The sequence below is a fragment of the Methylocaldum sp. genome (genome assembly GCF_039794385.1).
In the GTDB taxonomy this organism is placed as follows: domain Bacteria; phylum Pseudomonadota; class Gammaproteobacteria; order Methylococcales; family Methylococcaceae; genus Methylocaldum.
In genome coordinates, this window is the sequence record NZ_JBDIVO010000226.1 from 1 (window position 1) to 7,877 (window position 7,877).

The window sequence follows — 7,877 nt, forward strand, 5'->3', positions numbered from 1 at the left end:
CGATGAGCCATGGCCGGATATAATACGCCCTGTATGTCCTCGGGAATGACCCGGTCGCGGCCTTTGAGCCAGGCATGGACGCGCGCGGCGCGAATCAGATAACTCATGCCGCGGGGACTCGCCCCGGCCTGGATGAGCTCGGACATGTCGGCGTCGGCCACGGAGATGCCGAACCGCTCCGGTTCGTGACTGGCGCGCCACAAGTCGCGGGTATAGGCACGCAGCGTCGGGCTGGCCTGAATGCCGCTCTGGATGGCCGCGGCGATCTCGTCGAGCTCGCGATAAGGCAGCACGGCCGGCGTCACCACCCCGAGCAGACGGTTGGCATCGTGGTACCGCGGATCAAAGGTCAGCTGATCCAGGATATCCGCGTCGCTCGGATAGTCCATTGCGATCTCTAACAGGAACCGATCGCGGGCGGCAGCCGGAAGCTCGAAGGTTTCCTCTTTCTCCACCCGGTTGCGGTCGGCGAACACCTGAAGATAGGGGAATCGGAACTCGCGGTTGAATGCGGTGACGCTGCGCTCGGCCATGATGCGCAGCAGCAACGAGTGAATCTGGGGACGCGCCCGGTTGATTTCGTTGAAGAAGAAGGTCGAAAGCCCCTCACCGTGCTTGAGCACGGGACCTGGATCGACTCGCGGCCGGCCGTTCTCGTCGAGGTAGGTGTAATAGATCAAATCGGCGGGCATCAAATCGATGGTCCCTTCGATCCGTTCGTACTCGCCCCCGATGGCGAGTGACACGGCTCTCAGCAAAGTGGTCTTGCCCACACCGACGTTGCCCTCCAGCAGCACGTGGCCGCGGGCGAACACGGCGATGGTCATCAGCCGGATTGCTCGCGGCTGGCCGATGATGGCTTTTTCGATTTCCGACTCGAAGCGAAAAGCTTTTTCTCGCCAGTCGGCCAATAGTTGTTCGGAATGCATGTTTGAATTATTGGAATAGCCAACCTATCGTAAGGCGGGTTAGCCGGTATTCCGGCGTAACCCGCCTTACGAGGCGAGGCGGCGGGTTACGCAAGTACGCTAACCCGCCCTACAACTCCCAAGCCGCCAGCCAACTCAATCTACCTTGTAGACGAACTTCCCGGTCTTGCTGAACTGTTCCCAGCGCTTCTGATTGCGGGCTTCCATGGCCTTGATGGCCTCTTGTTGCTTGTTCAGCTCCGCCGGGTCGTGCTTCGGATCATATTTGCTGCCCGCCACTTTTTCGGGATAACCGGGTTTCGGCTCCCAGCAATTGCCCGGTGCCTTGCACTTGGTGCCGTCGTAGGCACTCGCGTTGAAAGCGGCTATGGACAACAGCCCGGCGCTCAGGATTAAAGTTTTCAGTTTCATTGGTCGAGTCTCCTGTTCGGTGGTGGGGAAAGCTATTTGAGCCATTCGGCCTTGGCGGGATCGCCTTTGTAGATGTCGCGCAGCCAAGCCATGACTCGAAGCATTTCGTCGGCGTTCAGATTGGTACTCTGCGGCCCCATCATGCCTTGGGCACCGCCCCAGAGAACTTCGAACAAGCCGACATCGGTAGCGGCTCTCGGGTAAGTCCAGTAGTCGTCTCCCAGTCCCGGCCCCAGTTTGCCTTCGGCCTCGTGACCATGGCAGCCGGAGCAGGCGGTGAGATACAGGCTATGGCCTTTTTCGATGGCTTCCTTGTCGCCGTTGTAGGGGTTCTTGCCTGTTTCCTTGAATTTCTTGAAAGCGTCCGTATCGCCGCCTTTTTTACCGTATTCGAAATCCAGGGTCTCGCCGGTGACGGCGTGGCGGAAAGTGATTTCCGCACAGCTTTCGGCGGATGCGAGGGCCACGCCCACGGCGAGCGCAGCCATACTGATTCGTAATTTCATGAAGCTTGTGTCCTCTTCGTTTTTTTATTCATTTAATTCGTGGCCGGCTGAAACCTGGCAGCGCCCAGGAATTCCGCTCACGGATTCCTGCCGCACATCCCTGTGCGGCACCCCCTAAGGGTGCCGCGTGTGCAAGTCAGCCTCGCTCCGCTACTCAGTGCTGCCTCGCCGATCGCCAGGCCGACTTGTCATGCGGCAGATCCCTCTGCCGCACCTTCCATGTACTCTGCGGACCAGCCGGCAGAACAGCCCTCGGGAAGAGGGGTTTGACGCGAACGGTCAGCCAAACTGAAAAACGGGAATGTTTTTCATTAGCCACCACTCGTCCGCCGCATCCGTGCTACGTCGATTTGCCTTTTTTGGCGATCTCCCTCGCAGCCGCTCCCGTTTCCTCCACGGGCAATAGCGGAACTCCCTCCGCGTTGAGCAGCGCGCGAATCTCCTTCTCGCGCTTCTTCAACACCCGGTTGATGTCCGCCAGCAAGGCTTCCTCACCTTTTCTCACGCCAACGGAGGTGGAATAGTGGTGCGGCACCTTTTCCCCGTCCGAGCGGGCCTGATGATCCGGGATCACTCGCATCTCCAGAGGTCTGTCCGCGTTTTTGACATAACGGGCAGCCTGGGGCCCCCAAAGCACCGCCAGGTCGGCGCTGCCGGACTCGACTTCCCGAACCAGTTTTTCGGGGTCGTAGCGAACATATTGGTTGCGGCGCGCCTTGAAACCAACCAGGGATTGCAGGTAGTTGAACTGGTCGTAATAGCGTCCGACCTTCTTGAGCATGGTCTCCGCGGGGGTATCCGGCATGAACGCGATACGTTCGGCCTTCTTCAGAAAGTCGCTCTCCCAATCGGCGACCTTTACTCCTTTTTCCTTGCGGTATATGAACACGTACCCGGAACGATAATACGGCTTCGACGTCGACATCCGCGGATCGTCCGTATCCACGCCGATAACGACATCGCACAAGCCCCGATCCAGCTGGTCCCGAATGAAGTACCGCGGATCTTGCCACCACACGTATTCCACCGGCCTTCCCAATTCCTTGCCGATCAGTTCCGCCAGCTTGTTTTCGAAGCCTTCGCCGTCCTTGTTTGAATAAGGCAGTTCGTTTTCCGCAGCACAAACTTTGAGGGGCTCTGCGGCCGCCTCAGGTCCGCTGCCGATATCGGCCAACAGCCAGGCGCAAATGACTATGCGTGTCAAACGCATGGGGTGATTTCCTCCCAATAAATAAAGAGTCGCTCGACGTAGGGCGGGTTAGACGCGCAGCCCCACCTTGCCATCCGGATTCCACGGCAGTCCGGCGCGTCGTAACCCGCCGGATGTCGCGGACGGCGGGTTACGCGAGTACGCTAACCCGCCCTACGACCATGCGGTACTTATAGCGAGAACACGAACAGCGCACCGCCCATCTGGGTGTGGTGAGCCAGCTCCTTGAACGCGCCTACCGCACCAAGACCAGCGGTCGGGTCCTTCAGGTCGAACACCAGACCGACACCAGGCCAGCCGCCGACGCCCGAGTAGATGGCGACGTACTGTCTGCCGTTGTGCTTATAAGTGATGGGATGGCCGATAACGCCGGAAGGAAGCTTGAACTTCCAGACCTCCTTGCCGTTGCGGGAATCCAGCGCCTTGATGTAGCCATCGAGCGTACCGTAGAACACCAGATTGCCGGCGGTCGCCAGGGTGCCTCCCCAGACGGCGAACTTCTCCGGAATTTCCCATTCCATCTTGCCGGTGACCGAGTTCATGGCCTTGACCTGACCCAAGGTGCCTTTCGGTCCCGGATACATATTGAGGGTCGCGCCCACGAAGAACTGGCCGGCACGGTAAGGCAGCATGAACGGTTCCCAATCCATGCAGATGTGGTTCACGCCCATGAAGAACAGTTTCTTTTCAGGGTCGTAGGATTCGATACCCTGGTTGTGGTAACCCATGGCCGAGGGGCAAATCCCTTTCGCTTCGTGGTCCATGCGGGTGGAGTATTCCGGATCGCGGATCGGCAAGCCAGTCTTGAGATCGACCTTTTTCACCCAATTCACGGTGTCGTCGATCTTGAAGGCGTTGACCAGATCGCCGGTTTCCCGGTTGAGGGTGTAGACGATGCCATTGCGGTCGGGATGGGTCAGAAGCGGCGTCATCTTGCCGTCCACTTCCTGCTCGGACAAGCCCATGTAATTGACACCGGCGTAATCCCATTCGTCGTGCGGCGTCTTCTGATAGCCGAACTTGGCCTTGCCGGTGTTGAGATCACGACCCCAAATGGTCATGGTCCACTTGTTGTCGCCGGGGCGCATGGTTTCGTTCCAGGGCGCCGGGTTGCCGGAACCGTAGTAGATCATGTCCAGCTTGGGATCATAGGCATACCAGCCCCAGTTGGTGCCGCCGCCGATCTTCCAGGCGTCGCCTTCCCAGGTTTGCTGGCCGAGCCCGAACTGGCCGTAGTGAGGGTTATGTACGTTGAACGACTTGTCCAACAGCAGATCTTCGTCGGAACCGGTGGCGTAGGCACGCCATTCCATCTTGCCGTCCTTGATGTTGTAGGCGGTCACGTAGCCGCGCACGCCCAGCTCGGCTCCGGCGGACCCGACCAGCACCTTGTCCTTAGCCACGAAGGGCGCGCCGGTCAGGGTGGAACCCATGGTGATGTCGGAGTTTTCCATCTTCCAGATTTCTTCGCCGGTCTTGGCGTTGAGGGCGACGACGTGGCCGTCCAACTGATTCAGGAAAATCTTGGCCGGACCGTGGTCGCCGGCGGGTACGTAGGCGAGGCCTCGGTTCACTACGTCGCAGCAGGCAACGGCGCGGGCCGCCGGATTCTGCTTCGGCTTGTATTGCCAGAGAATCTTGCCGGGATCGTTGAGATCGAGGGCGTATACGTTGTTGGGGAACGGCGTGTGGACGTACATGATGCCGTCCGCTACTAGGGGGGCACCCTCGTGACCATGCAGTGTGCCGGTGGAGAACGTCCACGCCACCTTGAGGTGATGGATGTTCTCTACATTGATTTGGTCCATCTCGGAGTAGTGGGTGGCGCTGTAATCCTTGGTCTGCATGACCCAGTTCTTCGGATCCTTAGCCATTTCGATGAGAGCGTCGTTTGCGGAGCCGGTGCCGGAGACGGCCAAAAGCCCGCCTGCCATCAGAGCGCCGCTGACGGCCGCCGCCAGTTTGCGTTTTTGCATGTTTTCTCCTCGCTGAATACTTGTTCGGACTGTCCTGAGACAGAGCGATCACGGATCGATGATCACGGCGGCGAATTTTGGAAGAATCGCATGGCGGGCTGTAGTGAAATAAGCCCGAATTGGGACAGGAAAAAATCAGGAAGAAATGCGATAGATCTCCCGCTCCCTTACGGGTTTCCGTTTTGTTAATCAGGCCCATAAATACCCTCCTGGTGTTTCGGGCCGCTGCCAAGGCCACGGGTACACGCCCGGCCTTGGCGCAGGCGGCTTGTCGCCGCGCCGGGCCATCCCTGCCCCGGATTAACCCGGCCTAATTTAGAGGCCGGGCTAATAAATCAAAAAACGGTACGATCTCGGGAAAAATTCCTTTTTTTTCAAGTATTGGTTCACGCTCTTGACAGGGTAATTCGTGTTCTCTAGCTTGATTCGATTCAAATTCCCGTTGAAAAAGATGAAGAGAGTTACCGAATTGCTAAAGAATGACGTTCATCCGTTTTGATTTACTCTCGAACGGGCTCGCTGGAGCCCGTTTTCGTTTCTATGAAAAGGCTGAAGATTCACAGCCGCGCCGATAAAAATCATGCACGAAAGCCTTAGCTTACGTTTTCGCCTGAACCTGATGATCGTGCTGACCATGCTGGCGATACTGGGCCTCGGCACTTTATTCGCCGTCCACAACGCCCGCCGATCGGTAGCAGAGGAAATCGATTCCACGGTCAATCTAGCCCTGCAACTGATCGAAGTCAGCTTGTCCGAAGGTCGAAACTCTACGGATGATTCGCTAGGCAATTGGTTCTCCCAGTTGAATAGACTGGACAAGACCCGGCACCTTCGCATTCAAGTCCGCCAAACCCCGGATCGAGTGGATGGAAGCACATTTGGACAGCCTCAGGCTGGCCCGAAGGGCGAATCCCAAGGACGGGGCGAGCACTCTCTCACCGACTCGGCGGCACGAGGGAATCCACGAACATCCGAAGTGCCCGGCTGGTTTGCCTGGGCCGTCAAGCCCGATTCCAGTTCCATCGTCGCCGAAAAACGGGTAGAAACCGACGGCAAGGATGTCATCAGCATTCTTATCGAAGCCAACCCGGAGGACGAAATTGCCGAAGCTTGGAACGAAGCTCTGGGCTTTTTGACGCTCATAGCGGTCCTGGCAGTGACGATCTATGCCCTGGTGCACATTACGGTAGGCAGGGCCTTCCGGTGCGTAGGCGTGATTCTCGACGGTCTGGAAGACATCGAGAGAGGCGATTACGGCAGGCGTCTGCCGAGCTTTTCCTTGCCTGAATTCGCGCGGATTTCTCGAGCGTTCAACCATATGGCCTCGACTTTGGAAAAGGCCCGCGACGAAAACCGCGCGCTCACTCAGCAGTCCTTGGCCATACAGGAGGAAGAACGGCGCTATCTGGCTCAGGAACTGCACGACGAGCTCGGACAATCTTTGAGCGCGATCAAGGTCATGGCAGCCTCGCTGCGCAAGCGGGACAGCCGCCCTCAGGATAATGAAGCCATCGAGTGCATCATGGGCGTTTGCGACCGGCTGTTCGGCGTCGTGCGCGGAATGATGCGCCGTCTGCGCCCTCTCATGCTGGACGAACTGGGACTCATCGCCTCGTTGGAAGATCTGATCGAAAGCTGGCGGAGCCGCAATCCCGGCGTCAGTCTTCACTTCGATTGTGAAGACGATGTCGACGAACTCGCCGGTGCCGGGAAAATCCATCTGTTTCGTATCGTGCAGGAATGTCTTACGAACGTCGTTAAACACGCCGAAGCCGACGGCGTTTGGATAGAACTTCGACTGAAGGAAATGGACACCCGTTCTCGAAGCTGGATCCAGCTCAAAATCAGCGACAACGGATGCGGATTCGATCCGAACCAACCTAGGCGCGGCTTCGGATTGATCGGCATTCGTGAACGCGTCGCCAGCCTGGGCGGGCAATTCAGCCTGAACACCCGCTCCGGCGAAGGCGTATCGCTCGAAGTCTGCGTACCTTGCGGAGAAGCCTCCCGATGAATCCGAAAATCACCGTTATGCTGGTCGATGACCATGCCGTGGTCCGTGCGGGCTATCGCCTCCTGCTGTCTCAAAGCGAAAATATCGAGGTGATCTGCGAAGCCGAACGCGGCGAGGAAGCCTGCCAATACTATTCCGAGTCGCAACCCAATGTGATCGTCATGGACCTCAGCCTGCCGGGGATAGGCGGGCTTGCCTCGATCCGCCGCATTTCCGGTCGCGATCCCGGAGCCAAAATACTCGTGTTCAGCATCCATGACGAACTGGTTTATGTCCTTAGGGCCTTGGAGGCCGGCGCCAAGGGCTACATCACCAAGAGCAGCGCTCCGGAGACCTTGGTCGAGGCCGTTAAGAAAGTGGCCGGGGGCGAAACTTATGTGGAACCGGAAATAGCTCAGAAACTATTGGTTCAAACCATCACCGGAAAAGACGCTTCCACCGATTTGAACTCGCTTTCCGCCCGCGAATTCGACGTGTTTTGTCTGTTGGCCAAAGGTTATACGACCCGAGAGGTCGCTGACGAACTCCGCCTCAGCTATAAAACCGTCGGCAATTACACCACTCTGATCAAGAACAAGCTCAATGTGAGCACCACCGCGGAAATGGCTCGCCTCGCCTATCAATACGGCCTCTTGAAGGCTTAGACGTCGGGAATTTTTCCCATATTCCATCCGGTTAAACTCCCTTACCATTCCCTGTTCTGCTGAATGTGTGGGGGTTTTTATGTTTATAAGAAGAATATGTCACACGGGAACCTCTCTGCTGGTCCTCGTGAGTACGGAGATTGCCGTTGCCGCGGAAAACGACGACGGCAGCGTAAATCTGGGTACG

Annotated in this window: 7 protein-coding genes; 2 read left to right on the forward strand and 5 right to left on the reverse strand. The window is 57.7% G+C overall.

Features of this window, described 5'->3' with window-relative positions; translation table 11 throughout:
- The 5 genes from ABJK70_RS16960 to ABJK70_RS16980 form a co-directional block, all read right to left on the reverse strand.
- Nucleotides 1-929: MoxR family ATPase (locus tag ABJK70_RS16960; RefSeq protein ID WP_347258545.1), on the reverse strand; the 929-nt coding region annotated here is incomplete at its 3' end.
- Between the two features lie 135 nt (nucleotides 930-1,064).
- Entirely contained in the window at nucleotides 1,065-1,340 is a 276-nt protein-coding gene (locus ABJK70_RS16965) for a methanol dehydrogenase [cytochrome c] subunit (protein ID WP_077729605.1), read from the reverse strand.
- A gap of 32 nt (nucleotides 1,341-1,372) precedes the next feature.
- Entirely contained in the window at nucleotides 1,373-1,846 is a 474-nt protein-coding gene (gene moxG, locus ABJK70_RS16970; RefSeq protein ID WP_347258546.1) for a cytochrome c(L), periplasmic, read from the reverse strand.
- 340 nt (nucleotides 1,847-2,186) lie between these two features.
- Nucleotides 2,187-3,056 carry a methanol oxidation system protein MoxJ gene (gene moxJ / locus ABJK70_RS16975; RefSeq protein WP_347258547.1) on the reverse strand — a complete coding sequence of 290 codons (870 nt, stop codon included), beginning with the start codon at nucleotides 3,054-3,056 and terminating at the stop codon, nucleotides 2,187-2,189.
- Between the two features lie 170 nt (nucleotides 3,057-3,226).
- Nucleotides 3,227-5,032, reverse strand: a complete 1,806-nt coding sequence (locus ABJK70_RS16980) for a methanol/ethanol family PQQ-dependent dehydrogenase (protein ID WP_077729610.1) — start codon at nucleotides 5,030-5,032, stop codon at nucleotides 3,227-3,229.
- Nucleotides 5,033-5,612: 580 nt separating this feature from the next.
- Here ABJK70_RS16980 and ABJK70_RS16985 point away from each other — a divergent pair.
- Both ABJK70_RS16985 and ABJK70_RS16990 read left to right on the forward strand, forming a co-directional pair.
- On the forward strand, nucleotides 5,613-7,046 hold the full coding sequence (locus ABJK70_RS16985; protein ID WP_240502454.1) for an ATP-binding protein: 1,434 nt from the start codon (nucleotides 5,613-5,615) through the stop codon (nucleotides 7,044-7,046).
- Nucleotides 7,043-7,690: a response regulator transcription factor gene (locus ABJK70_RS16990; protein ID WP_077729611.1), complete on the forward strand. Its 648-nt coding sequence runs from the start codon at nucleotides 7,043-7,045 to the stop codon at nucleotides 7,688-7,690. The genes ABJK70_RS16985 and ABJK70_RS16990 overlap by 4 nt, the downstream gene beginning before the upstream one ends.
- The last annotated feature ends 187 nt before the right edge of the window (nucleotides 7,691-7,877 follow it).